We start from the raw sequence: 26,219 nt of genomic DNA on the forward strand, positions 1-26,219 counted from the left end.
AAAATCGAAACCACGGGACGAGAACCGATTATGAGAATTCTCCGCCGCCGTCAAGCCGCCGAACCGGATTCATAATCGGCCTCAACGTCCGCAAGGAGACTGTGAAGCAATGGTGAAAGCGGAGCTAGGAACCGAACGCGAAGAGAGCGAAAACCGGCTGAAACCGCTCAAATCGCGGGCGAGACGCGGTCTAAGGATCTGTACGCTAGATAGTGTCACGTACACTGCCTAGAATAGACCGGGCCTCAATCTTCATAATCGGTTTCCGTCTGGCGATTACAGTACTCGAAGGCGCATCACTCTTGGCGTAAGCGCCAACAGCAAAACCACCAGACGCAACCGCCCTCGCTCATAGACGCTACTCGCGAATCCAATCAGCAATCTCGTTCTCTCCGCTCTCAGCACCTTACTCCGTTCTCAAACACACCACACAGTCTTTCTTGCGGGCGCGAACGCCGATTATGAACTATCATCGGACTTCGCTCAGCGCGGTAGAGGGCCGTACGACGGCCGAGTGGCCGTGACGACGATTAGGAATCCGACTCCGTCTCGAGGCGGTCGCGCAACCACTCAATCGGATACATCGCCGTCATCCCGGGCGTATCGAGACGGAACTGCTGTGGTGGCGTCGTCTTGCTGTAGGTCTTCTCGACGCGTGGCTCGCCCTCGGGCGGGTCGTTCAGCGCGGCGAGGACGTCATGGCCAGCCGACTGGGTCATCACCACCCAGAGCGCTTCCTCGACGTCGCAGTCGGCGATCTTGTCGAAGTCGTCGGGCACTGCTCTTCTGACGTCGTGATTGACGCGCTCGGCCTCCACCGCGACGACGATACTCCCGTCGTCATCGAGTCCCGCGATATCGAGACGGCGCTGCTCGTCGATATCGTAGTAGGGCACGACCTCACTCACGGCCGATTCGGGGTCGTCGACGTACGCGGTTTCGAGGTGCTGGCGGGCGACTTCGATCGCGAACACGTGCTGGCTGGACTCCTCCAGATCGCCCTGACCGTGGCCGTAGTCGACGCCCTGGCGATAGCTCTCCCCGATAACGCTCCGGCCATCGGGCGTCACCGTGTACAACCGATGTGGGTGATCGGTGTCGTGTCGCAGAAGGTCAGCGTCGATGAGGTCTTGGACGGCATCGCTGTCGATGCCGACGTACTCCTGTAGACGGAGCATCGAATCGTACAACAGGTCGTACTCCAGCGAGTCGTACCGTAACTGCTGGGCGTTGTACACCGCTTGCAGGAACATGAGCTGGTGATCCGACCACGCTGCGTCACTGCGCTCCTCGGGCGTGAGCTTGAGGTTCAAATCGCAGATAGGGATATCGTCGCGGTCCACGGCGTCGAGCGATGAACAGCACGCAATCGCGCGTTTCATCCCCTCGATGCTCGGGTCGTAGCGGTTGTCGCAACTCGTACAGCGGAGAGCGTTCAGACTCGCGTCGTACTCGATACAGGACGGCAATCGCTTCGTGTGCGGTAACGCAGTATCGACGCGGACCTGTGACTCGTCTGCGTTCGTGGGCTCCTCATCGTCTTCGCCGTCCTCCTCGACCGTCTCCGGCGTGCCAATCGTCAGGCCTGCGTTGCGCCGGGTGCGCTCGGATACTCGAAACATCGCCGACTGGAAGAGGACGGACTCGGTCTCCGAAAGCGGTTCATTACCTTCGGGGTCGCCTGGTGGTAGCGGTGCGGACCTGACGAGGAACGGCCGTGGTTCCGGGTCGTCGAACGCCGCAGGCAGTTTCACGAGCCACTGCCCGCGCTGAAGCGCCCGCAGGCGGTTGCCGACCGTCTGGGTGTCCATCGACGCGGTCGAGAGGCGCTCGGCGAGCGGGCGGTCGACAGCGACGTTGCCCGTGACGAACGTCGAGATGTTGTTCAGGACCTCGTCGTAGGCCCGTTTGTCGAGCCCTCGTAACTGGGCGGGGAACTGCATCGCCAGCGTCACCGCACAGTCGAAGCTCCGCGATTGGGCGAGCAAGTCGTTCAGGACGTCCGTGACGGCGAGGCTCGCAGCTTCCTCCAGATAGAGGTTGACGAGCGGCTGCTCGGCATCAGGCTCGCGGCGGGCGCGCCGTCGGAGTGCGGTCCAGAGATTCGAGAGGACGACGAGCGCGAGGACGCGCTGGGCTTCGGTGCGGAGGTCGCCCGTGTCGAAGATGATGACGACGTCCTCGCTGAGGTAGTCCGCGAGGTCGAACTCGGGGTCGCCCTCGTCGGGGACGTGGTCGAACATGCGGGCGAGGCGTTTGTCGACGGGAATCTTCTCCATGCGGTTGGCGACGCCCTGCATCAACTCGTCGAACGTCTGAGCGCGATTCGCGACGACGCCCCCGAGCATCCGTTCCAGGTCGGAATCCGAGACGGCGGGAGCGGACTGGCGTTCGTGCATACGGCGGGCCGCACCGTGGAGCGACCGATGTGAGAACGCATCACTGCCGTGAACCGGGTCGAACATGGCCTTCACCAGATACCGAATGATGTCGGGCGACCGCACGGCCTGCTGAAAGCGCTCGCGGCCCATGATCTGGGTGAGGATTTCGATGTAGTGGTCGACCCGGTCCTCGACGGCGGTCGTCCGCGTGACGCCCGCGGCGAGTTCGTCCTCGATATCGAAAAACGAGAACGCCGGGAGGACGCTCGCACAGTCGAAATAGAGGACGTCGTCGAGATGGCCGAACCGCGCGTAGTGAGCCCGCAGATAGTCCGTGGTCATGCCGTCGCCCTTCGGCTCGACGATGACGGTCGCGCCCTCGGTCGCCGCGTGGTTGTCGAGCAGGCCGTTGATCGCGAGCGTGGTCTTCCCGGAGCCGGTCTTGCCCAGTAGCACCGAGTGAAGCGGCTGGAACGCGGGCGGGAGCGAAATCGGCTTTGAATGAGGTGTGCCGTCCTGTGTGAGCGGATATCCCAGCAGGAAGCCATCACCATGGTAGGCGTCCAGTTGGTCGATGGGTGGCCGCGGGAGGGACGTGCGCTCGTCCGGCGTCGGCGCGAGCGCCCGTCTGCCCGCAGCCGTGAGCGCGCTTCCGTCGAGCAGGCAGAATCCTGGGGCTTCCGTGGCGTCGGCGACGATTGCTGGCGAGGACGTCTTCCCGGGGAGACGCGTCCGGATTCCCGTCGAGGGAGTGTGCATTTCGCGACTCCGAATCGATTCGAGGAGTTGCGCTGCCGGAGTCGGGGACTGCCAGCGCGATAGGTCCTCGTCCGTTGCGTGTGGCCGTTCGGGGTCAGCAGGATGCGTGGTGGCGTCGATGGTGTAGCAGGAGTGACCGAGCGGCGTCAGCGCCGACGCCACGTCTTCGACGGGCTGGGTGGCCGTCGTGGCGTCGTCGGCGACCGCAACGGCGCGAACGTTCACGTCGAAACTGTGGCGGGCGTCCTTCGCGTCGAGTTCCTCGATGCGGCGCGTGGTTTCGGGTGGTCGGTCCGTCTGCGTGGACTCGTCCTGGGAGTCGGGGGGAACGAGCAGTTCCGAGACTGCGCGGCCGACGAACGACTCCTCGCGGCCATTGGCGAGTTTGTGCTGGCGCAGGTCGGCCTCGACCGTCCAGTCGTCTTTCGGCCGGAGCAGTATCTGGAAGACGACCGTCGCATCGGTATCGGCGAGCGTTTCGACGACCGGGGCGAGCGGCGCGCGCGTCTCGCCACCGGTGGTGGTCGTGAAATCGCTGAACGGCGTGAGCTGGGTCTGCCAGTCCTTGTGGCGGTCACCGCGACCGTGGAATTCGACGCCTGCAACGAAGTGGTCAGTGTCGTTGCCAGGTTCGCTCTCGGAGGCAGGAGTCGAGTCGGACGAGATCTCGTGTGTGTCGAGACCGAGGATGTCGTCGAGAACGAGGTCGTAGTTGTCGACCTCGTAGCTGTCCGGAACGCAGTTCCTGAGAACGCCCTCGAGTGCCGATGGCTCAGCGTCGTCGCGGTGGAGCGTGACGAAGTAGTCCAGTGGTTCGTCCGGCGTAGCAACGAGGAGCCATTCAATCGTTCCAGAGTCGCCTCCTGACCCCGGTAGGAGTAGACGACGCGTCGTCGATCGCGTGTCGTCCGACGTGGCGAGCGTGTGAAGGCGCTGGAATTGAGTGACGGCCGCTTTCGGATTGATCGGGTCGGTCGTCGGGCGGATTCGCAGATACGGCGTTGGCTCTGGTCTATCAGGTGTCGGCATGTGAATCACTGACGTGGATAACTTGTGGTCAGATGGAATGCTGGCTTATAAATGCCTTTGTCAGGGTGAGAGAAGGTAGTTTCCGAGGCGGTGACTACAGGTCGTTATCGCTTCTCTACCTGAGGAGCCGTGAGTAAGTCAGTAGTCTCTACTCGTTTTGTAGCGCAGCTGCAATCGCTTCGAGTTCTGCCTTCCGAAAGGGCCGGTCAGCCTGCTCTGGGTCGTCGTCATTCAACTCCCCGATTTTCCAGAGGATACCAGCCCGCATCTGTGGCTTGGACGACAGATTGTTCGTGTCGATATCGTAGCCTACTGCAGTACAGATGGCAGCGAGGGCTTCTTTGGTGAACGCCGTCGATTCGACGCGTTCGTATCTTCCCACTGCCTCTCGAATCTCGTTTCGGAGCTCGTCAACTGTCTGTGCCATAGCAGTAGTGGCGATGGGATTTGCCGTGTAGATTCCGATTCCCTCACCAGTAGTATGGTCGACGGCGGCCCGCACCGCGCGCCGCGTGCCGCCTTCCGGTGAGCAAGCTCACTGGCGTCTCGTTCGCTCCGCTCACGAGACCTCTGCATCGCTCGCGACTGACCATTCCGGGCATGCGGCGAGCAGGCTCGCCGTTCCGGGCTAAAATGCATGTGCCCTCGCGCCAGCGGGTAACCGCAGGGGGTTGCGCTCCGGTCGGTGCTCACCCCCTACGCTTACTCCGCTGGCCGCTCGCTCCGGGCGGGTCAGCGCGCGGTGCTGGATATGTCTCCCCGTTCAGGCGCGCTCTCGCTCGCGCCCAGTAGGGCGCTCGCGAAGGCGCGAGCGAGAGCGCGCAGATGGGTCTGTCGGTTGTCGTCGTCGAGAAAGCCGCGATGTAGTAGCATCGCGGTGTCGGCGCGTGAGCGCCTTCAGGAGCCTTGGAACTCCAATGAGTACTAGATACCAGATCGGTAAAGAGTGTTCGGTCGACGAACCGGCAGACAACCAGGAAGACGAGCACGGCGTGGTCGACGGGGCGGAGCTGCGACCGACGGTCGAACTCGAACGGCAGGCGACGGTCGACTGCAATCACCCGGATGCGGTCGAGCGCGAGACGAGGGACGGGCAGTTCGACGGACAGACGTTGGCGAGCGAGGAGCGCATTCTGGCAGAGGAGGCAGAACTGGAGCGGTACGCCGAGCGAGCACGCGAGCGCGAAGCGTTGGGCGAGCGGCCGGAGATGGTTAACCGGAAGGCAGTCGAAGTGCAGGCACGGACAGCGAAGAAGGCGTTCGAAGCGCGGACGCGAGCGCGAGCGGTCGGGCGGACGATTCCACCAGCCGAGGACCCGCGCGAGCGGTTGTCGCAGTCGGAGGTGGCTGCAGTCAACCAGTGTGCGCAACGGTTGACAGAGATCGTGCAGAACGGGCCGAGTCGTGCGGCGTTCAGTCGACGGATCGCCGAGCGAGTGGAGCGCGGTGCGTCGGTGACGACGGCAGCTATCGGAGTGCGTGAAGACGTGGAGCGAGAGCCGGGCGTGATACAGGACGTCGCGTCGATCGAGCCGTGGCAGTACGAGGCGAGCGTCGAAGCCGAGGTCGCTACGCTATGGTCGCCGAAATCGAGTACTCAGCAGCAGGTCGGAATGCTGGACGATGGGACGGGAACGATAAAGTTCACCGTCTGGAAGAAGTCGCGTCAGGACGTCGTGCTGCGTGAAGGCGACCGCGTGTGGATACAGGCGGCGAAAGTGAACCGGTATCGTGGACGGGCGACGCTGGCGGCGGACAGTCGAACGAGCATCGTGGTCCTCGAACGCGGTGATGGCGATGCACCAGTGCATGGCGACTCCGAAGCGTCGTACGAGGGCGAGGTGTCGCAGAATCTGCCCCGATACGGACGGGCCGTGAGAGGGCGGCGAAGGACGACCTGACTGTCGGTCACACCGCTTCGAGACACATCCATTATAAAATATAGATTATCGGTGGATTGAATCGAGCATGTTGAATGGACGCCGCCGACAGCAAAACGACACTGGCGATCACGAGCCTCTGGGAGGTGCGACCGAACGGGTCTGGTTCCCGTTAGGCTTCCCGCCCTCGTTCGCCTGCTGGTGCCTCTTCCCTTGCCGCTCGCCGAGATTCCATCCCAAGTCCGATGAGGGAGAGTCCCGTGACGAGTACGTTCACACCGAACAGGACGCCCACTGCCCACACTGCAGTCGCAGGGAAGCCAATCCAGAGCATGCCGGCGAGGAGCAGCGAGATCGTTCCGCTTCCCAGCAGCCATATCCATCCTCTGTTGTCGCGCCCGGCAATCGCCCAGCCAATCTCGACGATTCCGTCGACGAAGAAGAAGGCGATTGCGAGAATCGTCAGCGTCGTCAGGCCGACCACTGGGTTCGCCATGAACGAAATGCCGGCAATCCCGTAGAGAATTCCAAGCAGCACCTGCCAAAGTGCCCCCCAGAAGCTTCCCGCCGAGAATGCGTGTCCAACATGAACGATCGCGCCGACGACCAGCAGTGCCCCGAGCAGCATCGATAACGACAATCCCGTAACGAAGGGGAAGAGTATCGCCAGAACGCCGAGGATTGAGATAATAACCCCGACGGCTATCCCACCACGCACCCGGTCGGATTCCATTCCGCCAGCTGGCATTGCTGCGATGTAGTTCATGATTTCCCATCCCGTATTTGACGAGGAAAGTAAAATAGCCGAGATATTGTTTATCGTTTTGAAATAAAGTAATTTATGTTTCTCTGTGGAAACGACTCCTTGACTCTATAAACGTCAATTGCCAGATGCCGTCGTCGCCTGTTGGACCCAAATCGAACTACTCGGACGGACGCAATGAGACATGCTCTATGCCCAACTCGCTGTAAATAGCGTCGGATGAGAAATTTGGGCGGACATTCGGCTTTAGCGCGAGAAGATAGCACTGTAGCTTGCCGCCCGTGTTTTTCGCGCCCCTATCGGGTGCGGGGCATCCGTGAGATGCCCGGCAGGACCACCCAATGTCCGTACTGCCAGTATACGAGCGAACCTTCGACGAAGACGACCGTGAACGAACGACCGACGACCAGTGCCCCGAATGCGCGGGTAGCCTCGTGACCGCGAACGACGAGACGTACTGTCGCGACTGTGGTCTCATCGCTACCGAGTACCGAATCGATACGGGACCGGAGTGGTCGCGTGACCAGCCGGAACGCAAACGCACGGGCGCACCACGAGCGCAGGGGATGCACGACTACGGCCTGGCGACCACGTTCGGCCACTGGACGGATGGCCGAGGTAACACCCTCTCGGCGAGCAAGCGACGTCGACTCGGTCGGTTGCGACGCCACCACAATCAGGCGCGCTGGGGGTCGAAAGCCAATCGGAATCTCGGCCACGCATTCGACGACATCAGACGACTCACGAGTGCGCTCGACCTTCCAGCGTCGGCGTGCGACCGCGCGTACGCCATCTGTCGCGCCGGCCAGAACGCCGACCTCTTCGTCGGACGATCTATCGAAGCGATAGCGAGCGCGAGCGTCCATGCCGCAACGCGCTGTCTCGGCCTTCCGTGGACGCTCGCCGACGTCGCCGACTACGCGCGCTGTGACCGCCAGACGATTCGAACTGCCTACAGAGCACTGAATCTCGAACTCGGACTTCGGACTCGGCCACTCCGACCGCGAGCGTTCGTCCCGCGTCTCGCATCGGCGCTCGAACTACCGGCCCGTATTCGCAAGCGAGCCTACGACCTCGCAGTACTCGCAGAAGACGCCGGCCTCGGCACCGGCTGTGATCCGGTCGGCGTCGCGGCTGCCTGTCTCTACGAGGCCGGACACGACAGGCACGTCGGTCTCACTCAGAAGAGAATCGCGAGCGTGGCGAACGTCACCGATGCCACTCTCCGGAGACGCTGGCACGCACTTCTCGAACTCGACACCCTCGACCGAGAGCGGTAAGCCGTCGGCAATACGTTTCGCGCCCGTCGAGTGAGAGCGCTACGCGGTAGGTTCGGTTCGAGTAGCGACGGCTGACGGGCGTCTCGTTCGATCGTTTTTGCTGCGCCCCTTCGGGGTGCGGGGCGCAGCACCTGCATCGGCGTCCCGCGGAGTCGCCATGTCGAACCCAGATAACCCCCTCTCGAAGCTAGAATTTACGAAACGAACGGCAAAGCGCGCACAGTACGAGGCATTCGAGTTCACCGTCCTCCCGGGCGGTGTTCGGGTGCGAAACACGAGTCACGCCAATCCGCGGAATCACGAGTACCACGTCACCGTCGAGGATGGCGTGCCGAGTGCGTGTGAGTGCCCGGCGGACGACCACTACGATGGTGCGTGCAAGCACCGCGTCGCAGTCGCCATCCGTGTTCCTGTGTTGCGGGCAGCCATCGACCAGCAGGTCGCCGCGGATGGCGGGACGCAGGAGGACGCTGACGAACGAGAAGAAGCGACCGAAGAGTCGTGTGACTGTTCCGAACTCGGTGGCTTCCCGTGCTGGGAGTGCGTTCGTACCGGTCGAAAAGACCTGCCGGACGACACTACTTGATCGGTACCCGCGTCCTCGGTATTTTTCGCGCGCCCTCGGGGGCGAGGCGCTCGGCGAAGAGCGCCCGAGTACTATGTCGAATTCGAACTAGCTTACAGCGCAGGACGAACCGGTCGCGTTCGACGACCGAGACGCCCGACCGGACGCGATGCACGAAACGGTCGAACAGTGGCTTGCCGACCTCCGGGACGCAACCGACGAGGTAGCAGCGAGCGAGCAGTTCCAGACGTGGCTCGATACCCAACGCCGCTTTCACGACTACTCGATGCGGAACACGCTCTTGATCCGTCTCCAGCAGCCCGACGCGACGAACGTTGCCGGCTACCGAACGTGGCAGACGGAGTTCGATAGACATGTTCGGGAGGGCGAGTCGGCGATCTGGATCTGGGCACCGATCGTCGCTCGCCAGTGTCCGAAGTGTGGCAACGCGCCGTCGTACCACGGCGAATCAGACTGCGAGTACGAGGCGTCCGCTCCCGAAACGTGGTCGAAGGGCGTCATCGGTTTCCGGCCGGTGGCTGTCTTCGATGTCTCACAGACCGAGGGTGAACCGCTTCCGGAACTGGAGACGGACGTGTACGGCGAGGCAGACGACCTCGTCCCTGCCGCTCTCGCCGCAGCCGGGCCGCTCGGTGTGTCCGCCGAACTCGTCGCGACCGAGGATTGGTCGTACGGAGACGCGAAGGGCGTCTGCAAGCACCGGAGCGGCGAGTCGCAGCCGCACGTTGCCGTGCGAGCGGACCTGGATAGTGCGACAGTCGCGCACGTTCTCGCTCACGAGTACGCTCACGCGAGACTCCACGTCGGTCGGGAAGCGGATGACGAACGCGCTGCTCGGGAGGTCGAAGCCGAGAGCGTCGCCTACATCGTCAGTCGTCATTTCGGGCTGGATGCGTCGAACGCGTCGTTCTATCTGGCAGCCTGGCAGAACGACGAGACCGACGAGTTACAGGACCGATTGGAGCGAATCAGAACGACGGCGATGACGATTATCGGTAAAATCGAAAGCAGCCTCGAACGGACGTGAAACCCGTCTTGTCGGAGAGAGGGCAGAACAGCAGGATCGAAGCGTGACGGACTACGTCCCCGCACGTCATTCGCTTTCCGTTCGTCAACAGCCCGGAATCGCGTTTCGAGGCACTTTACTTCCTTTTTCTATGTCGACGTCATAGGCCGTGAGGAGATCTAGGACACTCCCGATCATCTTAAACGGTGGATTCGGCTCCCGATGACGGTGATTTCGAGAGTCTCCTCTCGCTCCCGTCTCTTTCAGATGGACAGTACTGTTGCAGATGAAGATTTAATGGACCGTTGTATTTTACTTGCTAACAGACAAAAATGTGCTGCGGAAATCGTAAATATTCGTCAAATATATGCGTACATATCGGCCACCTTCATATAGATTTAAGATATTCAAAGGAAATTGCTTTTGCAAGCCCGTTGTGTGAACTCATACCACACTAGATTGGAAGAATCGCAGTGCACCCTGCGACTAGTGGGACTGACGACGGGCACGGAGACCACCGATGCAATCTACAATCCACCCCGAACGGTTCGCACACTATTTCCAACCAGCCGCCATCACGCGCTCGTTTCGACGGCCGACGTTCATCATCGGCCTCGCCGTCCTTCCAGCACTCGTGTCGACACCAGTCGCTGCCCAACAGCAAGTCGGATCCGGTATCTGTGGCACCCCACTTGCGGACACCGTCAACTACGCCGCCCCCTTGTTCATCGGCATCACCATGATCGCGTCGGCAATCCTCGCATACATCCTGCACAACGCCGCCGCATTCCCGAAGAAACCCCAGACCATCGAATCGGTCAAAGGCTGGCGGAATCGTGCCGCCTTCGCCACCGTCACGACGCCACTGTTCGCCGTCGTCATCGAGCAACTCATCGGCGCGACTGGCGTCGGCCTCGCTAGCTGTGTCGACATCGTCCCGTTCTTCTAAAGTGAAGCAATGGGACTCCGAGTGTCAGTCGTCATCGCCGTCGTGTGCGTAATCGCTGGAGTGACGCTTCCCGTCGACGCCCAATCCCCACCGACGACACCACCGAATACGACGACGGCAACACCTCCATCTGGAAACGAGACGACTCCCCCGTCGATTTACGAAACCAGTAACGGAACGACGAACGCGAGCAAAAACGCGACCGGTGCGCCGGCATTCGAGGGAGCGTGCCGTGGACTCGGAACTGTCAGCGGCCACATGTGTAACGGCGTCCTTGGCGCTCTCAAAGGGCTTGCCCGTGGATTCCTCGACTTCGCACGTGGCGTCGCCGAGTGGGCCGTCGAATTCCTCGTGAGCCGGCCGGTCCCCCTGCGCAACGGGACGCCCGAGTTCGTCGACCGACCGACGAACGCGCCGATGGACACTGTCTACGACTGGTGGCGGACTCGCGGACTGCCCGCTGGCCTACTCATCTGGGCGTTCTCGATGATACTACTCCGTGCGAACGCCCTCATGCCCACCGGAGCCATCTCCAATCAGCAGGCGAAAACCCTCGAAGCGAAGGGATGGTTCATGCTGTTCGTCATCCTGGGGTCGTGGATCTGGGCGTCGTTCGTCCTGCATCTGGCGTCCGCACTGACGGTCACGTTCGCTCCCTCCGGCAATCAAATCGTCGCGAGCTTCGAGACACTCACCGATAGTGTCCTTGCAGGCGGACTCGGCGCGCTCCTGCTCTGGTTGTCCTCGGGCATACTCTTCCTGTTCGTCGCCCTCGTGTTCGGCCTGTCGTGGCTCGCCGTCTACGTGCTCGTGCCTGCACTGCCCGTCTTCCTCGCGCTGTCCCTGCCAGCGTTCTGGCTCTTTCGTCCGCTCGCTAGCGTCGGAGATCGCTTGCGTGGCCTGTTCATCCCGTGTGCATTCGTGCCGTTTCCGGCAGCGGTCATCCTCGGCGTCGGCTATCCAGTCGTGAACGCCGTTCACGGGTCGCTTGACCAGGGCCTTTCGAACGCCGCCGGTGTCGACGCGTTCGCGTACATCATCCTCGTCCTCGTTATGTGGTTCTGCGCGGCCGTTTCACCACTCTTCCTGTTCGTCGGCAGTCGCAGGATGCGACCGTTCGCCACCCTCGCCGCAGGCGCAATCGGGGCCGCGTCCGGGATGGCTGTGGCGAACACCTCGTCCAGCCTTCGCCAGCGCGTCCGGTCTCGATTCCCTACTGGTGAGTCGGCGACGGCCTCCTCGATTCCGGCAAATGCAGGCGCAGACACGCGCGTCGATCCTGTCGACGGGTCGCCGTTCTCACGGACGAACCCTGGCGGATTCGGCGGCGCTCTCGACGGCGAGACGATTGCCGGAGAACTCGAAGGGTCGACACAACGACCGACTGTCGACCAACCTGCGCTCGCTGCAGAATCGACGTCTACTGGCGAGGCTACGAGTGGAGCAACACAGTCAGGAAACGAGACGACTGATTCGTACGCCGATAGCGTTCCTGATGGCGTCACGTACAGGCATGCTGAACACCGGTCAGAACTTTCCAAGGACCAGTACGACGCTGGCTACTTCGATAGTCAGGGTAAATTCCACTCGGCGAGCGAAGGTCCATCGAACACAGGTTGGTTGTTGGATGAAGGAGCATTACAGCGTATATCTGAGAACAATTCAGACAAAAATGTCTTCTTATATGATGAAGAGAGTTCAACAGCATTCGATGTCGGCCAAATCGCGACTGATGGAGTGTATCGAACTTCTCGCTACAACAGAGAACATCAGGATAGCATTAGCGCCGTTGAACAGACTCGTAAATCATGACAAGAAAAATTCGGCGGTCTACCTCTTCCTTTAGCGAATCAGACCCTCAGAAGGATCTTATTGAAAAAGTAGCTGAGCGGGATAATTATAACTGCCAAATATGTGGTGAGGTGGTTTTCCCTCGCGGGAAAATCGGCCACACGATGTACTCAGTTGGGTCCGGAGAAACAGAAGACGTGAGCAATCATGTCACTGTCTGCTGGGACTGCATGGAATGGGGCGACGAAAAGAGGGTTGCTAGGCAGGTCCAAACAGCAGGACGACTGAAGAACGCCGATCCGTCTTTGACTCCTCTCTATGGGAAGGCAGTGATTCGAGAGCTCACCGAACGAGTTCGTCTCTTCGTCTACACGGGTCGTCTGCTCTTCGTGCGTCGAGTCTTCATCGGAGTTGTAAGCATCATCGTTCTCTTCTGGAGTAGCGTCGGACTCATCGTGTTCGTAGGGACGCTGTTTCTAAATCCCGATGTCGGCTTCCAGTGGGCGGCCTCCGTAGTGACGTTCGCTTGGAGAAACATTCTCACCACGGGCGTGACGCCGTGGGCTACGGGCGGCCTCCTCGGAGTGGCCTACGCATACCACGTCACCGAGCGCGAGCGGGCGTACGAACGACAGGTGCAGCGCGATCGCCGGCGTCGGGGAGAGTCACCGCTTAGCTATGCCCGTCCACGCTGGCAGTTCGTCGTCGTCTTCGCCGTGATTGGCGTTCTCGGAGCCACTGATTGGCTGCTGATTCGAGCGGACGTGTTCACACGTGGTTCTCTCATTGGTGCACTCGTCCTCTGGACGATAGGTGCAACTGGCGTTGCGTACTACCTCCGTGCCGCACTCCACGAAGACCGCGACGTCTCCGGAATGGCGGTCACGCCGACACCCTGGGTAGTCATCAGTCGAGGAGCGCTCGCACTCGGCCTCGTTGGAGGTGTGGCAACGACCGTCGGGTACGATTCTCTCGCTCCCAATGCTATAACGATACTCGCTATTTGTCTCGCGCCGCTCACCGGAGGACTGTATGTCATGCATCGAACCGTCAGGCGGCGTACCGGCTGGCGACTCCAGCCGAGAGCAGTCGTCCACTTCCTCCGGACGCAACTTCGCCGTCGCATCCTGAGTAGGGTCTCGACCCGTCGCCACTCGGACGAGACAGAATCTGACGCGACCGACCGTGAAACATCAGACCGTGACCAGCAACCATGACAAAGATAGACCCCAGACGTCGAATCCTCAACGAGTTCGGAGCCGATGACGAGATCGTCGGTGTCGACACCGACTACAGCATTCCGGACCTGAAACTGTTCCTGCCAGCACTCTTGATTGCATCCCTCAGTGTCCTCACTGGAAACTCGCTGGGAGGGCTGCTCGCCGTCACCGGTGGCATCATTGTCGGCCTCGGCGTCCTCGTCGCGACCGCTATCGTCGTGTTCATCGCGCCCTCGCATCTGACACCGCAAGCGTGGGTCGGCCAGATTATCGCGTTCAAGCGCCAGCCGTCGATACGAACGCTCCTCGATGGGGCGTCCGACCAGCGGACCGAGACGCTCACACGCGTCGGCCGGTTTCTGCCGGAGGCGGACGCACTCAAGCGCGTCGACGGGACGCTCGTCGCGGGTGTCGAGGTCAGTCCCGCAAACATGGCGCTCGCAACCGAGATCGAGTGGGATAGTGCAGCCGACGCACTCGGTAACGCACTGAACGCGCTGGAGTTCCCCTTCCAGCTCCGCTCGACTGCACGGCGCGTCGATGCCGACCGCCTCGTCGCCGGATACGACCAGCGTCGCGACGACCCGGACGTCACGGCGAATCCCGTCCTTGCCAATCTGGTCGACGCCTATCGCCGACGACTCCCACAGGAGTTCCAGGCTCGTGGAACGAGCGTCCGCGAGTATCAGATTCTCGTCCCGGTACACGTCTACGACGTTCAGATCGCCGAACGCGGCGCGCTTGCCAACCTCCGTGACGTACCGTACATCGGTGGTCTCCTCGGATTCATCGGCGCAGAGAGCACGCAACTCTCGCCGGAGGAGATCGAGCGAGCCCAGCGTAGTCTGCTCGACGACCGTCTCGCCACCGTTCAGGATGCTATCCGCGGAATCGACACCTGTACCGCCGAACGCGTGTCCGCGGAGACGCTCGCAACGTGGATCGAGGAATCGTGGACTGGAAGCCGAACCGAGTACGAGACGGAGCAGTCACGGCTCCGGACGACACCGGTCGTCCTCGCCGATGCAGAGACGACACCACCCGATGTGGACACGCTACAGAACGACGCAGACGACGGCCACCACGACCCAGTGAGCCATTCCCTCGATCATCGCTAATCATGTCACTCATCGACCGACTCGTCCAGACTATCACCAGTGTTGATGCCGACCAGTCAGACCGCCTCGACGATGCCGGACGGCACGCGCGACTCGTGGCACCGTCGAGTACGCAACTCGAATCAGACGCGACTCGAACTGGCGAACGATGGGCACGAACGCTGTTCGTGGTCGACTGGCCGACGAATGCCGACCCCGGCCTACTGGAAACGATTACGACCCATCCGAGCGCGGACGTCGACCTCACGATACACGCTCACCCTCGACCCACCGAACGGGGTATCACGGAGTTCGAGGACGCGATCCGTGACCTCGAATCGGTTCGTCTCGGCAAGCAGAAGAACGGCGACCCCTCGATCAGCACGACTGACCGTCGAATCCGCGAGCACGAAGCCGTACTCGCCCAGCTCACGGACGGCGCGCAATCCATCTTCGAGGTGGCGGCATACGTTACGGTCCGTGGCGATACCGAGCGCACCGTCGAGCGGACGTGTCAGCATCTCCAGACGGAACTGGCGAAACGCCAGCTCACGGTGAAGCCAGTCGACTATATCCAGATCGAGGGTCTCGTCGCCAACAGTCCGATTGCTGACGACGCAGTCAGTGGCACGCTCGGAGCGGCTCGAACGCCGATGTTAAGCGGCGCACTCGGCGCATCATTTCCATTCTCGGCTACCACCGTCATCGAGACGACCGGCGTATTGTACGGCTTCCACGCAACGACCGACGCACCAGTCGTCGTCGATCGCTGGCAGCGGCCGAACGGCTACAACGTGCTCGCAGCGGCGAAAATCGGCTCCGGGAAATCCGTCACGGCGAAACTGCTCAGTCTCCGTGAGATTGCGAACGACTCCGAGACGATTCTCATGCTCCTCGATCCACTGGAGGGATTTCACGACCTTGCTACTGCCCTCGATGCAGACCGCATCGTCGTCGGTGGAACGCGACAGCTGAATCCGCTCGAGATACAGCCGACCCCGCCCCACGTATTGGAGGCGACCAGTGACCTCGACCCCTACGGCCAGCGATTCTCCAGCGTCATGGGCTTTTTCGAGACGTACTTCGCTCACGTCGATACAGCCGGCGAAGGTCTCGACACGAACGCGCGTGCCGTCCTCGGGCGGGGCGTCCGGGATGCGTACCGGCGTCAGGGCATTACACGCGACCCTGCAACCCATGCGAATGACAGTCCGACGGTTCAGGACGTGTTCGTCATTCTCGGCGAGATGGCTGACGATGCGAGTGCCTTCTTCGACGAGGAGGGCGATGCGACCGCACCGACGACCGTCGAACTCGTGAAGTGGGAAGACCGAGCAGCCGAGCTCCGTATCGGTATGCGGCCGCTCGTCGGGGATGGCGAGTACGCGAATCTTGGCGGGAAGTCGGATATCGACTTGCGGGACGAGAAAGTGACCTATCTCGACCTCCAGCAGGGTGAGGCCGACCGGGAGATCGCGTTGATGATGCAGCTCCTGTTCGATGCCGTCTACGAACGCGCGAAACAGACGGACAAGCGTATGATACTGGCAATCGACGAAGCCCATTACCTGCTTCAAAACGAGGGCTCACTCGACTGGTTGGAGCGTGCATACCGCCATTCTCGCCATCACGACCTCAGCATCCACTTGATCACACAGGAGTTATCGGATTTCTTCGTTCACGAAAAAGCCGAGGTGCTGGCGAAGGAGTCCTCGATAAAGGTTCTCCAGCGACTACCAGGATTGACCGAAACGAACCGGAAGCGACTCGGGTTGAACGAGCGGGAAGCTCGTTTCCTCAGGCAGGCGAAACCTGGAACCCGTGAACGCGGTTACAGTCATGCACTCGTCTGTATCGAGGATAAAGGACGGTTTCCAGTAAAAGTGACCGGGCTGCCCGAGGAGTTAGCGCTGGTCGATTCTGATTCGGAAGGAGATCATCCGTGAAGGACGTCGTCATTGGACTCTCGGGTTAGTTGCTCTTCTCGATATACGTGAAATCGTTGTCTGCGCTCACTACTTCTGGCTTTAGAGTCACTTGAAGGTTGACCCCCAAGCACGAGACCTCAACCACCTTACCGATTGACGGTGGCTAAATGTGGCCGCGTCCGTCCTACTACTCCCGCATAACTCCAGTAAATCGCTCAGCGACTCTTGCCTGACCAGTGATGGCCACCTAATCCGTAGACCTTTAAAACCAACCGACCAACGCCCGAACATGAACCGACTCGCGAAGGCCGCCGCGGTCGTCGTCGCAGTGGCGGCGCTCCCCTACCTCGCCTTCCTCGCGCTGTACGGCCTGCTCCGTCCCGAGGGCTCGCCGGCTCACAAGGACGAGACGGCGGAGCCTACCGTGAGCATCGTCCTACCGACGTTCAACGAGGCTGGTATCGTCGAGAAGAAACTCGACGACCTCCTCGCGCTCGACTACCCGATGGGGAAGGTCGAACTCGTCGTCGTCGACTCCAGTGACGACGAGACGCCCGACCTGATCAGAGAGTACTTCGCCGACCGCGAGCATCCCGACCTGAACCTCATCCGCGAAGAGGAGCGCCGCGGCCTCGCCCCTGCGCTCAACGACGCCTACGCCGCGGCGGACAACGAGATGGTCGTCAAGACCGACTGCGACTCGCTCGTGGCCGAGGACGCTTTGCGGGTCGCGGCGGCGAACCTCGCTGACCCCGACGTGGCGGCCGTGACCGGGACGAACGCGGAGGTGCTCGGCGGCAGCGAAGTAGAAACGGGCTACCGCGGCGTCCAGGGCCACGTCCAGACGCTGGAGTCCCATCTTGACTCGACGCTCATCTTCCACGGTCCCTTCTCGGCGTTCGAGAACGACGCCATCGTCCCCGTCGACCCGAACTCGCTTGCGGACGACACCGAACTTGCGCTTCGCATCCGTCGGAACGGCAGTCGGGTCGTCTTCGACCCGGAGATTCGGTACAGCGAGGCGTCCCACTCGGACTTCCGGAAGCGGCGGTTGCAGAAGGACCGGCGCGGGATGGGGTTGATTCGACTGCTATTGCAGCACCGGGATATGCTCGGGCGGTACGGGAACTACGGCCGGCTGGTGTTGCCGTTCAACTGGTGGTTCATGGTGGTGTCGCCGTGGCTGCTGGCGCTGGCTGTGGGGCTGGCGACCGGGGCTGCGGTGGTCGCGGCGGGGCCGTTGGGGCTGGCTGTTCCTGCTGGGTTGGGGGCGTTCGTCTGGTTGGGCGGTCGGGATCGGTTGGGTCCGTTGCAGGCGGTGTATTCCGTGTTCGACGCGCAGGTGTCCTTGTTGCGGGCGAGCGTGGCGTTGTTGCGCGGTGAGGGCGACGGGACGTGGGAAGTGGATCAGGAGTTGCGGGAGGCGTTCGAGTGAACGAAGCGGAGACGAACTTAACAATGATTTCGATTACAGTGGTCGAATGAAAATCGTTCAGATTGCCCCTCGATATCCACCCCAAACTGGGGGCGTCGAAACGCACGTCAGTGAGATTAGCGAAAGGCTTGTTGAGCGTAGACACGACGTGGCGGTTCTCACTGCCGATGCGGGCGACGATGTCCCACGATGGGAGAAACGGAACGGCGTCGTTGTCCGTCGTCACCGAGCACTCGCCCCAGGCGGTGCGTTCCACGTCGCACCGGGGATAGCTTGGTCGGTTCGTCGGATGGACGCTGACGTCGTTCATGCACATAACTATCACTCATTGCCGATGCTGTTTGCGGCTCTCGGAACTTCGTCGCCTCTTGTCGTCACGCCTCACTATCACGGCGGAAGTGCAAACGACCTCCGTGACCACCTGCTCAGTCTGTATCGACCCTTCGGAGGATTCGCTCTTCATCGAGCAAAACGGTTAGTCGCCGTCAGCGATTGGGAGAGGAACAAGCTCAAGGAGGAGTTCGGCAGAGACGCTGTGGTAATTCCAAATGGCATCGACATTGGACAGTTCGAGTCAGCCGAGCCAGAGAAACGCGATCGTCCTTATCTGCTTTGTGTCGGACGATTGGAGGAATACAAGGGCGTGCAACACGTTATTCGCGCCCTTCCGAGGCTTCCAGAGTACGATCTACTAATCGCCGGAAGTGGACCCTACCGGTCGACCCTCGAACAAATCGCACAACGCGAAGGTGTGACGGATCGAGTGCAGTTTCTCGGATACGTATCTGATAATCGCCTACCGCAGTTGTACGCTGGAGCTACGGTGTATCTCTCGTTGTCCGAGTTTGAGGCATACGGTCTGACCGTCGCAGAGGCACTGGCTACGAGGACGCCGTGCGTCGTGAGGGCTGTGGGTGCGCTTGTAGACTGGGTCGGAAATACAGGCGTCGTTGGTATTGACACTCCAAGACCTGAGGCAGTGAGTCAGGCAGTCAAAGATGCACGCGAACACGAACCGACGAATGATTCGGTGTTCGATTGGGACACGGTCGTCGAACGACTAGAAAAGATTTATCAGACGACGTGAAACGGAAACACAACGTCCATACTATATCGTAGTAGAGTCAGGGCGAGTACAAAAATCATGACACCAAACACCGCAGTCGTAATTCCCTCGATAAAAGACGAGATACGGACACTCGAAAGCATCCCCGAAGATGTCCCCGTTACTGTCGAAAAGACGGGAACACTCAATGAAGCACGGAACCATGGTGTGCGAGAGACGGACGCGGACGTCATCGTCATCATGGACGACGATATCGCGTTCTCGGAGGAGCTGTTTTACTCCCTCATCGATCGAGTTGATCAGGATACGCTCCTCGGCGTCAAGGACTGGGAGTTCGGTCTCGTCGCCGGGAGGGTGATGGTGTTCCATCGGAAACTTTGGGAGGACGTCGGTGGCTTCGACGAGCAATTGCGCAGCCACAACGGTGATACCGACTTCTCGATCAAAGCTCACAGGGCAGGTTACGACGTTTTGACAGTGCCCAGAAGCCTGTTCGACCATGAAGAGCACGAACGTTCGATTACCACCTGGGACAGGGTCTGGCGACTCGGATACCTGTGTACGAAGCATCCTCGTTACGTGCCACTGTTGTTGAGCAACACCGTTGCCTACAACATTCGGTTGGCGACGGGAATCAAACCAGATAGAATTCATCCACACAAATAATTGAGTTATGGTAGGGGAATTTATTTCGGGAATTGAGGACTTCGGCAACGGGAGTATACAACACGTCGCAAACAAACTCTATGACGCCGCAGAAATCAGGACCTACAAGGTTACAAATTCATCTCTCCCTCTGCTCTCGGGGACAGACCGACTCTATCGGAAAGTTCCCAAATTGATGAACAAGATAGACAAGAAGAACTCTGCAATTATCTTAGCTCGGCATACTCAGCTTGCTGGTATAGAACCGCGAAACTATGAGGCAGCGATTTTTCCTTTAGTTCACGACCTTGATGAATACCTATCAGATGATGGGAACTGGCTGAGAAAAAAGGCGTTGAACCATGCTCTCAGCAATTTACGGGAAGTTGACCGCATATTAGCAACTTCGGATACAACAAAACAAAGCATTATACGGAATATTGACATTGATCCAGATCAAATTGAGGTTCTGACTCAAGGTGTTGATCCACACCGGATTTATCCTGATTCTACCCCGTTTGAGGGCATCTCTATTCCAGACCGATACATTTTGTACGTTGGGGCACTTATAGAAAGAAAACGCCCAGGTTTCCTTCTTTCAGTCCTTGAGGAGCTAGAACCTGATATCGAGTTTGTTATTTGCGGAAATCAATATAATTCGAATTCATTCAAAAAATTATTACGGGATGCCGAGAGGCGAGGTTTAAAGGACAGAATACATACATTAGGTTATGTTTCACAACCGAACCTTCGGCGTCTGTATACAAACGCCGAAGTTTACTTCCATGCTGCCGAAAGCGAAGGGTATGGACGAACCCCGGTCGAAGCTGCTGCCTGTAGTACGCCTGTCGTCCTCTACAAGTCAATCCCGTCAGCAAAAGATTTGGGAGACGTTAGCCGAACCTTTGATGAGTTCGACCCTGCGGAAGTCGCCTCGAAGATCGAAGTTGTCGCGGGAGAAGAGGTTCAATACACTCCTCGAACGTGGGACGAGGTCGCAACTGAACTTAAGGAAATCATTGAACCAACCATTGACAAATAACAAGCTATATCGAATCTATAACGGGATCTAAATGAACCAACAGCTTGGTTCCCTTTCTTAGAATTTAAACTATACAGATACCTTAATAACGGAGGGAAAGTAGGATGTTTAAAGTGAATCTCTCAGAGATATCCGAGGGATTCTAGTCTTTCGGAGACCTCTGATTCTGTCCCTGTTGATAGTTCCTCTTTTGTCTTTGGTTCGTGTCCAGCCGTGTTCCTTGCTGTCACAGTACAAAAAGGAACCTTACGAAGAAGCGGATGCGGGACTTTAATTGGATGGTCATAGAGGAACTGTTCACCGAGAAGATTCCCGTGATCGGAAGAGAGCACGACAGTTTCCGCGTTGATGTTCTTGAGTAGTCGCTCAACGTCGTCAAGCACATAACGGAGGTTCTCAATGTACGCTTGGTTGACCTCTGCTCTAGTGAGGTCACCACGTCGAAGTTGGTCCCAGATACTTTTGTCTCGGTTGTTTTCATCACTGAATTCGAACTCAAGCCCCGAATCTAGATCTGGACGTTTAACAAATGGACGATGAGGTTGCATGTAATGAACAATCATGCGCTCGGGCTCATGGCTGCGGTAGAAATCTATTGCTCTTTCGGTTAGTACATGAGGCATTATCGTCCCCTGTTCGTCATCCCATGCGTATCGCCACACTTCATCTAAGACAAGAAAGTCATCGTCCGAGAAATATTCCCGTGAAAACGGGTTACCGGTCACGTAGATAGTTTCTGACATTTCCTCGGAGTAAGTAGGTCCGAAATTCTTCTCCATCCACTCTTCTGAAGCACTTGCCAACGAATAGAAGGGACGATTTTCAGTCAGGAATTCATATTCGGAGATTACAGCATTCATCTGGTCGTATCTACACGCATCAAGGATAACGAGAACGTCCCAGTCTTCGTCATATATTGGTTGTCCATACTGATATTGGTGATTGATGTATCTCCATGCGCCAAGATACAGTTCGTAGAGCGAGGCGCGTATTGCATATTGGTGGTTATGGTTTTGAAACCGCTGCCACGTTTCGGTGAACCAATCAAGGAACGTCATCGATACTTTGGATTATTACATGGGGTGTATCAATCATTGCACTATCGCTTCGTGGCATCGAAAATCACTTTGCCTGTCACGAATGGGATTTTGATTAGTTCGTGCACCAACTCCGAATTGGTCATGCGCACGTTGAAACGAAGTGACGATCGAACGAAGAGTGGAAACTCTAATTCCGCATAAGAGGTTACATCCCAGTCCAAATTTGGCCAGTATTCCTCCAAGTCGCCGGTGAAATATCGATCGATTCCAGCAGTCGTGCCGCCAGTACCATAATGAGTTAGATCGGTTGCCGCAGCGTACGTCCCCGAATACGGTAGTTCGATATGGATGGTTCCTCCCGAAACGAGGACACGGTCTACCTCCTGAAACACATGTCCAACCCGATTTGGTGGGACGTGCTCGACCACATGGTAGGCAAGAATCTCACTGACGCTTTCGTTTTCGATTGGCCAAACGTCCTCACCGATGTCGACCCCAGGATAGTCAATATGATCAAGATCAGATCGAATGTCCAACGTGGAATCCGATCTAGGATGTGGATGCTGCCCTGCACCAATCTCAAGAACACCTACATCTTGGTTATCCGTGTCAGTACTCTCCTCTTTACCGTCCATGGTTATCTATCTTAATTCGCATACCGTATTTCATGTAGCTTTCGTCTCCGTTGCCTCGACTATTATACAATCTCCACTTATATATTCCATCAATTTGAAGAGAATCTTAGTTTCACGCGTATCCCATGTCACGGAGTTGTTGGAGAGTTTGCTCGTCAATTTCGTCGGGTGAGCTTTGTACATCTCTTTCAGCAAGGTTATCAACGAGACGATCAAGTTGTTCTTGAAGTTCGTCATCGCTACCATCGGGTTCGTGAGATACCCATCCATCAGATGATTCATACCCTAGACTGGATGGGGGGGCGACGATTCCTTGGAACTGTTCGTCGTATCGTCCAACTGGAATACTGAGCTGAGTGAGCTTCTCTATTCTGTTTTTTGGAAGTCCGTGTCCTTCGAGAAGATATTTTTTCGAATCGTGTTCCCCCAGAAGATATTTGCCACGGGATTGACCTGAGAGATTCGTTAGTTCCAGAATTGTTTGGTGGATATCTAGCAAATTGACCAGTCCATCACGACGTTCTGTTTTGCCTGACCCATCGGAAATTACTAGAGGAACGTGGGTTAGTTCTGGGTAGAGACCGTACTCATGGCCCCAGAGATCGTGTTCACCCAGTAGTTCGCCGTGATCCCCAATCGTTATCACATAATCCATCTCTTCTATTAATGTACTGAATATATCCTTATAAATTTTAGAAAGATAGGATACAGCATCCTTGTACACCTGACGAATTTCATCTACATCTGCCGGCTTATTGTAGGTGTGTTGTAACCCGAGTTCATTTGGTGGAGTAAAACTATTGTTTGTCTGAAAGTCGTTCGGAATTTCATCGTACGGCGCATGTGCTTCCATAAGATTCACGAAAACGAACTCGTCCCGTCCAAACGAACGACTATCAAGCCAGCGTAAGGCTTGTCTTCCACCACTGTCCTTGGGTTTCATCCATCCTTCTCCTCTCATTTTCAACAGAAACCCCTGCTTCAGGGATGGAAGTGTATCGTACTCACTAGCGAAACAGCCATAGAGCGCTTTAAAATACCGAATTGGGCTTGAATTTTGATGTTTTGACAGAAAAGAATCCCAATCGAAGGTATCTTCCAGAAGAGTTTGTACGCGTGCATTACCATAGAATTCTTGAAAGCCACGATCGAAATCGAATGAAGGAGAGAGATACGGATTCGCGGTATATGCCCTAGTCATGTACCCCTCGTCGGTTAATCGCTCCGCGAGTACATCTGTTTCAATATCTAGAATTTGGTTTTTTGCGTGTACACCATGTTCACTTGGGTATAAGCCCGTAAAGAGGGAAGCATGAACTGGAACAGTCCAGTGACTCGGTGACCAAGCATTCTCGAAGCGAACTCCAGGTAACCAATCAAAGTGCCGCTCAAAAAAGTCATTACGAAGAGTGTCAAGAACAACGAGGGCGATACGCGTCATATTCAGTTGAATGTACTCTAGTCGAGTTAAAACTCTTGTTCTGTAAATGTCCACTGCTATCCCATTCCAGTTAGTTCAAGAAGCAACGGTAATCATACGGTGGCCATAGCCGAATACAATCAAAGATAAACAGTTCTAATCAGTAGCTTTCTAATGAACAGCATATGCGCATTATGTTATATGGAACGTACAATCAGCAGGACACTGGCCCTTCCCGGGTCACGGAAGGCCTTGCAGGTTCGTTATCGAGATTAGGACATGAGGTAATCATGCTTGTCCACGGCGACCGAACAACTCCCCCAGACGATTCAATTGAGCTTTGTCACCTAGGTGAAACGCCGGCATCAATCGGTGAGTTCCTCTCTTTGTACCGTACCATCCATAGCCGAACAAACGAACTTGAATACGACATCTTCCATCCGCTAGAGGAGTATCCCTGGCCGACGAAAATCCGGACCGTCCAGTGGACGATGGACAGTTGGGAACGATGGAAGCTGTGCCCCAGCGACTTCCAAGGATACACGTTCATGGGCGGTGAAGCACTCATCAACGCTGCTGGGGCAGTCGGTGGTTACTTCACTGACGACGTGATCGCCTCGAGCCCAGAGACGAGTCAGCAGATGGAAAAATATTGGCTTCAATCTCCGACGGACGTGATACCTCTTGGTATCGAGGAGTCAGAACTCGAGCCGCCGGAGCGTGTTGATGACACGGTTCGTGTCCTCCTTCCAGGACGGATTACACCAAAAAAGGGACAGAAACGTGTTCTCGACCGTCTCTCACAAAATGCCGGATATTCCGTCGATATCGTTGGCGGCGTAAGTGATGAACAGTACTACGAAACGCTCTCGGAGTGGCACGAACACCATCACGGATTCGTCTCCAGAGAGCGCCTGAACGAGTTTTATCGAGAGTCAGATATCGTTCTCGTTCCATCGTACCATGAGAATTTCTCTATGGTCGCGCTTGAAGCGATAGCCAAGGGTTGCGTAGTCATCATCACACAGGTATGCGGGTTCGCGAAACTCGATGTCGCGACACCGGAAAACGGAATTTATGTCGTTTCCGGTGGTCAAGAGATGGCAGACAGAGTGGAGATACTCGCAAAAAGTTCTGATATCTTTGACCGCCAGGTTGCCGCGTTCGAACTCGCACAGCAGTTAACGTGGGAAAGGATTGCAAGCCAGTACGAAGAGAGCTATCAGAAAATAGCTTAAATAAGATATTAATCATTATAGACTGAAACGGATGAAACATAATTCGTAAGGGGTGAGGATTCAGTAATAGGAACAACGAACGAAAATGACACTCATCATCCTTGCCCTTGACGCGCTTGACGCCGGTCTCGTTGACCATTTCGATCTGGATGAGCTTTGTCTCGAAACCCATGGTTCGATGGAAACGTTCTCTCACATGCGACGCGTTCCATACACCCCGGAAGTGTGGACCACGGTTGCGACCGGACGCCACCCAACCGAACATGGAATCACTGACGAGGGACTGAGTCAGTGGAGTAATCCGCTCGTCGAATTCGCATCGCGGTTTACGGGGACGCTTCCGCTCTCGACGCGTATCCGACTCGGCGAGATAGCGACCGAACTTACCGGTGCGGAGTACGTCGTCGGTAACACTGATCAAGAGACTCTCTTCGATCAACCCGGTCACGTCGTCCACAACTGGCCAGGCGTCGCGAACGGTAGTGAACTCGCCACGGTCTGGAAGCTCATGGACTCACACGGTCGGCAGTCTATCGCCGAGTTCGAGCGAGAACTGTTCGGGATTGGGGCACAACAGTTCGCCTGGGCCGAGGAGATGCTCCGCCATGGCCCCGAGCTCGCGGGCGTTCACATCCATACACTTGATGTCTGTGGACATGCTTATCATGCGGACGAAAACCAGTTGCGGTCAGCATACGAGTGGGCAGCTAACTGGGTCGAACGAATTCGAACGTCGATGGACGACGACGATGACCTTGTAATCTTGAGCGACCACGGCATGGTCGTCTCGTTCTACAGTGATGAAGACGATCGCGGCGAAAAACCGGGCGGGCACTCGTGGCGAGCGTACGCCGCAGCCACCCTTGATGAGATTCCGACTAGCGTCTTCGAAGTTCGGGAGTGGATTGAAGCTAATGTCGGGACGTATGACGACGACTCTGCACAGGTGGAACTGCCCGAGGAGCGACTTCGGGAATTAGGATACATTGAATGAGACTATGTCGACGATCGAAGCATCGTATTGGTGTA

The 26,219-nt window shown here is 57.7% G+C and carries 21 protein-coding genes; 15 read left to right on the forward strand and 6 right to left on the reverse strand.

The window, feature by feature from the left end; all coding sequences use genetic code 11:
* Nucleotides 1-530: 530 nt before the first annotated feature.
* On the reverse strand, nucleotides 531-4,169 hold the full coding sequence (locus tag ACTF4R_RS00540) for a type IV secretory system conjugative DNA transfer family protein (RefSeq protein ID WP_440005403.1): 3,639 nt from the start codon (nucleotides 4,167-4,169) through the stop codon (nucleotides 531-533).
* Between the two features lie 148 nt (nucleotides 4,170-4,317).
* Nucleotides 4,318-4,596: a hypothetical protein gene (locus ACTF4R_RS00545; RefSeq protein ID WP_440005405.1), complete on the reverse strand. Its 279-nt coding sequence runs from the start codon at nucleotides 4,594-4,596 to the stop codon at nucleotides 4,318-4,320.
* A gap of 490 nt (nucleotides 4,597-5,086) precedes the next feature.
* Here ACTF4R_RS00545 and ACTF4R_RS00550 point away from each other — a divergent pair, with 490 nt between their 5' ends.
* Entirely contained in the window at nucleotides 5,087-6,070 is a 984-nt protein-coding gene (locus tag ACTF4R_RS00550) for a DNA-binding protein (RefSeq protein WP_440005407.1), read from the forward strand.
* 151 nt (nucleotides 6,071-6,221) lie between these two features.
* Here ACTF4R_RS00550 and ACTF4R_RS00555 read toward each other — a convergent pair whose 3' ends face one another.
* Complete coding sequence (locus ACTF4R_RS00555) at nucleotides 6,222-6,815, reverse strand: HdeD family acid-resistance protein (protein WP_440005409.1); 594 nt, start codon at nucleotides 6,813-6,815, stop codon at nucleotides 6,222-6,224.
* 338 nt (nucleotides 6,816-7,153) lie between these two features.
* On the opposite strand from ACTF4R_RS00555, the gene ACTF4R_RS00560 reads away from it, so the two are divergent.
* From ACTF4R_RS00560 to ACTF4R_RS00615, 12 genes are all read left to right on the forward strand, one after another.
* On the forward strand, nucleotides 7,154-8,092 hold the full coding sequence (locus tag ACTF4R_RS00560) for a transcription initiation factor IIB (RefSeq protein WP_440005410.1): 939 nt from the start codon (nucleotides 7,154-7,156) through the stop codon (nucleotides 8,090-8,092).
* A 157-nt stretch (nucleotides 8,093-8,249) separates the two neighbouring features.
* Nucleotides 8,250-8,678 (forward strand): SWIM zinc finger family protein, encoded by a 429-nt coding sequence (locus ACTF4R_RS00565; RefSeq protein ID WP_440005411.1) that lies wholly within the window; start codon nucleotides 8,250-8,252, stop codon nucleotides 8,676-8,678.
* A 148-nt stretch (nucleotides 8,679-8,826) separates the two neighbouring features.
* Complete coding sequence (locus tag ACTF4R_RS00570) at nucleotides 8,827-9,705, forward strand: DUF955 domain-containing protein (protein WP_440005412.1); 879 nt, start codon at nucleotides 8,827-8,829, stop codon at nucleotides 9,703-9,705.
* A 499-nt stretch (nucleotides 9,706-10,204) separates the two neighbouring features.
* Nucleotides 10,205-10,633 (forward strand): hypothetical protein, encoded by a 429-nt coding sequence (locus ACTF4R_RS00575; RefSeq protein WP_440005414.1) that lies wholly within the window; start codon nucleotides 10,205-10,207, stop codon nucleotides 10,631-10,633.
* A 21-nt stretch (nucleotides 10,634-10,654) separates the two neighbouring features.
* Entirely contained in the window at nucleotides 10,655-12,445 is a 1,791-nt protein-coding gene (locus tag ACTF4R_RS00580; RefSeq protein WP_440005415.1) for a TrbL/VirB6 family protein, read from the forward strand.
* 143 nt (nucleotides 12,446-12,588) lie between these two features.
* Entirely contained in the window at nucleotides 12,589-13,641 is a 1,053-nt protein-coding gene (locus tag ACTF4R_RS00585; protein ID WP_440005416.1) for a hypothetical protein, read from the forward strand.
* A complete protein-coding gene (locus ACTF4R_RS00590) occupies nucleotides 13,638-14,762 on the forward strand; it encodes a TraC-like domain-containing protein (protein WP_440005418.1) in 1,125 nt (374 codons plus the stop codon). The genes ACTF4R_RS00585 and ACTF4R_RS00590 overlap by 4 nt, the downstream gene beginning before the upstream one ends.
* Before the next feature lie 167 nt (nucleotides 14,763-14,929).
* A complete protein-coding gene (locus ACTF4R_RS00595; protein WP_440005420.1) occupies nucleotides 14,930-16,687 on the forward strand; it encodes a VirB4 family type IV secretion system protein in 1,758 nt (585 codons plus the stop codon).
* 271 nt (nucleotides 16,688-16,958) lie between these two features.
* Nucleotides 16,959-18,104, forward strand: coding sequence for a glycosyltransferase (locus tag ACTF4R_RS00600; protein WP_440005422.1), 1,146 nt, complete (start codon nucleotides 16,959-16,961; stop codon nucleotides 18,102-18,104).
* Between the two features lie 46 nt (nucleotides 18,105-18,150).
* The gene (locus ACTF4R_RS00605; RefSeq protein WP_440005424.1) at nucleotides 18,151-19,191 is read left to right on the forward strand and encodes a glycosyltransferase family 4 protein; all 1,041 of its coding nucleotides are present in this window, start codon (nucleotides 18,151-18,153) and stop codon (nucleotides 19,189-19,191) included.
* Nucleotides 19,192-19,248: 57 nt separating this feature from the next.
* Entirely contained in the window at nucleotides 19,249-19,836 is a 588-nt protein-coding gene (locus ACTF4R_RS00610) for a glycosyltransferase family 2 protein (RefSeq protein WP_440005425.1), read from the forward strand.
* A gap of 7 nt (nucleotides 19,837-19,843) precedes the next feature.
* A complete protein-coding gene (locus tag ACTF4R_RS00615) occupies nucleotides 19,844-20,857 on the forward strand; it encodes a glycosyltransferase family 4 protein (RefSeq protein WP_440005427.1) in 1,014 nt (337 codons plus the stop codon).
* Between the two features lie 122 nt (nucleotides 20,858-20,979).
* On the opposite strand, the gene ACTF4R_RS00620 is transcribed toward ACTF4R_RS00615, so the two are convergent.
* From ACTF4R_RS00620 to ACTF4R_RS00630, 3 genes are all read right to left on the reverse strand, one after another.
* Nucleotides 20,980-21,915, reverse strand: a complete 936-nt coding sequence (locus ACTF4R_RS00620; RefSeq protein WP_440005429.1) for a sulfatase-like hydrolase/transferase — start codon at nucleotides 21,913-21,915, stop codon at nucleotides 20,980-20,982.
* A gap of 41 nt (nucleotides 21,916-21,956) precedes the next feature.
* Nucleotides 21,957-22,532: a class I SAM-dependent methyltransferase gene (locus ACTF4R_RS00625; RefSeq protein WP_440005430.1), complete on the reverse strand. Its 576-nt coding sequence runs from the start codon at nucleotides 22,530-22,532 to the stop codon at nucleotides 21,957-21,959.
* Between the two features lie 112 nt (nucleotides 22,533-22,644).
* Entirely contained in the window at nucleotides 22,645-23,973 is a 1,329-nt protein-coding gene (locus ACTF4R_RS00630; RefSeq protein WP_440005432.1) for a sulfatase-like hydrolase/transferase, read from the reverse strand.
* Nucleotides 23,974-24,242: 269 nt separating this feature from the next.
* Between ACTF4R_RS00630 and ACTF4R_RS00635 the strand changes: the two genes are divergently transcribed.
* Nucleotides 24,243-25,190 (forward strand): glycosyltransferase family 4 protein, encoded by a 948-nt coding sequence (locus ACTF4R_RS00635; protein WP_440005434.1) that lies wholly within the window; start codon nucleotides 24,243-24,245, stop codon nucleotides 25,188-25,190.
* An 85-nt stretch (nucleotides 25,191-25,275) separates the two neighbouring features.
* Nucleotides 25,276-26,184, forward strand: a complete 909-nt coding sequence (locus ACTF4R_RS00640; RefSeq protein ID WP_440005436.1) for an alkaline phosphatase family protein — start codon at nucleotides 25,276-25,278, stop codon at nucleotides 26,182-26,184.
* The last annotated feature ends 35 nt before the right edge of the window (nucleotides 26,185-26,219 follow it).

Origin of the sequence: Halomicrococcus pelagicus, from assembly GCF_051917725.1 — an archaeon.
Taxonomy (GTDB): domain Archaea; phylum Halobacteriota; class Halobacteria; order Halobacteriales; family Haladaptataceae; genus Halomicrococcus.

Excerpts from the sequence above, each read along its gene's own strand:
- ACTF4R_RS00550 (WP_440005407.1), top strand. The coding sequence starts at position 5,087 with ATGAGTACTAGATACCAGATCGGTAAAGAGTGTTCGGTCGACGAACCG.
- ACTF4R_RS00540 (WP_440005403.1), bottom strand. The coding sequence starts at position 4,169 with ATGCCGACACCTGATAGACCAGAGCCAACGCCGTATCTGCGAATCCGC.
- ACTF4R_RS00600 (WP_440005422.1), top strand. The coding sequence starts at position 16,959 with ATGAACCGACTCGCGAAGGCCGCCGCGGTCGTCGTCGCAGTGGCGGCG.
- ACTF4R_RS00605 (WP_440005424.1), top strand. The coding sequence starts at position 18,151 with ATGAAAATCGTTCAGATTGCCCCTCGATATCCACCCCAAACTGGGGGC.
- ACTF4R_RS00570 (WP_440005412.1), top strand. The coding sequence starts at position 8,827 with ATGCACGAAACGGTCGAACAGTGGCTTGCCGACCTCCGGGACGCAACC.
- ACTF4R_RS00615 (WP_440005427.1), top strand. The coding sequence starts at position 19,844 with ATGGTAGGGGAATTTATTTCGGGAATTGAGGACTTCGGCAACGGGAGT.
- ACTF4R_RS00630 (WP_440005432.1), bottom strand. The coding sequence starts at position 23,973 with ATGACGCGTATCGCCCTCGTTGTTCTTGACACTCTTCGTAATGACTTT.
- ACTF4R_RS00545 (WP_440005405.1), bottom strand. The coding sequence starts at position 4,596 with ATGGCACAGACAGTTGACGAGCTCCGAAACGAGATTCGAGAGGCAGTG.
- ACTF4R_RS00590 (WP_440005418.1), top strand. The coding sequence starts at position 13,638 with ATGACAAAGATAGACCCCAGACGTCGAATCCTCAACGAGTTCGGAGCC.
- ACTF4R_RS00635 (WP_440005434.1), top strand. The coding sequence starts at position 24,243 with ATGCTTGTCCACGGCGACCGAACAACTCCCCCAGACGATTCAATTGAG.
- ACTF4R_RS00640 (WP_440005436.1), top strand. The coding sequence starts at position 25,276 with ATGACACTCATCATCCTTGCCCTTGACGCGCTTGACGCCGGTCTCGTT.
- ACTF4R_RS00610 (WP_440005425.1), top strand. The coding sequence starts at position 19,249 with ATGACACCAAACACCGCAGTCGTAATTCCCTCGATAAAAGACGAGATA.
- ACTF4R_RS00575 (WP_440005414.1), top strand. The coding sequence starts at position 10,205 with ATGCAATCTACAATCCACCCCGAACGGTTCGCACACTATTTCCAACCA.
- ACTF4R_RS00625 (WP_440005430.1), bottom strand. The coding sequence starts at position 22,532 with ATGGACGGTAAAGAGGAGAGTACTGACACGGATAACCAAGATGTAGGT.
- ACTF4R_RS00555 (WP_440005409.1), bottom strand. The coding sequence starts at position 6,815 with ATGAACTACATCGCAGCAATGCCAGCTGGCGGAATGGAATCCGACCGG.
- ACTF4R_RS00620 (WP_440005429.1), bottom strand. The coding sequence starts at position 21,915 with ATGACGTTCCTTGATTGGTTCACCGAAACGTGGCAGCGGTTTCAAAAC.
- ACTF4R_RS00565 (WP_440005411.1), top strand. The coding sequence starts at position 8,250 with ATGTCGAACCCAGATAACCCCCTCTCGAAGCTAGAATTTACGAAACGA.
- ACTF4R_RS00560 (WP_440005410.1), top strand. The coding sequence starts at position 7,154 with ATGTCCGTACTGCCAGTATACGAGCGAACCTTCGACGAAGACGACCGT.
- ACTF4R_RS00585 (WP_440005416.1), top strand. The coding sequence starts at position 12,589 with ATGTACTCAGTTGGGTCCGGAGAAACAGAAGACGTGAGCAATCATGTC.